The 812-nt window shown below is 69.8% G+C and carries 1 protein-coding gene and 1 pseudogene; both read right to left on the reverse strand.

The genetic code is table 11. The annotated features are described in order from the left end of the window. Positions 1 to 450, reverse strand: a pseudogene (locus tag PGX04_RS07860) (phosphoglucomutase/phosphomannomutase family protein); the annotation flags it as partial. A gap of 90 nt (positions 451 to 540) precedes the next feature. Next, the coding region (locus PGX04_RS07865) for a DUF8054 domain-containing protein (RefSeq protein WP_465263802.1) at positions 541 to 812 on the reverse strand (272 nt) is incomplete at its 5' end.

Here is an 812-nt window from a genome sequence, read left to right on the forward strand (position 1 = left end):
GTCGACCTCGCGGGCGATACCGTGCTCGCCCTCGGGGAGCGGGTCGGGGTCGGCGAGACGATCCGCGATGGCGTCAGTGACGGCGGGCAGGGCCGGTGCGCCGTCCTCGGGAATGAACTTGACGCCGTTGTACTCCGGCGGGTTGTGCGAAGCCGTAATGACCAGCCCCCCCGCGAGGTCGCGGTCGACGATCGCGTAGGCAATGAGCGGCGTCGGCCGATCGCGATCCGCGAGCAACACGTCGAACCCGTTCGCACACAGCGTGCGCGACAGTTCCTCGGCGAACCCGCGCGAGGTCTCCCGGGCGTCGTACCCGACCGCGACCGGCCCCGCTATCCCCTCGTCGGTCAGATAGGTAGCGACCGCCTGCCCCACCATCCGAACCCGCGGGGCCGTGAACTCCTCGAGCGTCGCCCGCCAGCCGTCGGTGCCGAAACTGATCGTCTCCATGGTGCGGTGGTCGACAGCCGATGCGAAAAAAGCGACGGCACGGGCCGGCGAGCGCGACTCGCAACGACCGGAATCGAGCGAGGGGGCCGGTCAGGCGTCGACGTCGGAGAGCCGCTGTTCGAAGAGCCGTTCACCAGTCTCCTCGCAGGTGACCGCGACAACCTCGTGTGACGTACAGCAGGATTCGACGACCTCCTCGCCCATCCGCACGTCGCCGCCGGACGGACAGGTCTCGAGGAACATCCGAAGGCCGTTGAGCACCTCGCCTCTCGTCTCGGGTGGGTAGGCGGGCCAGTCGGGAACCCACGGCTCGAGGGCGCGGCTCGCCGCGATATCGGCCAGCAAGGCGGCCCGCGAGGGCC

The organism is Natrinema soli (assembly GCF_028618695.1).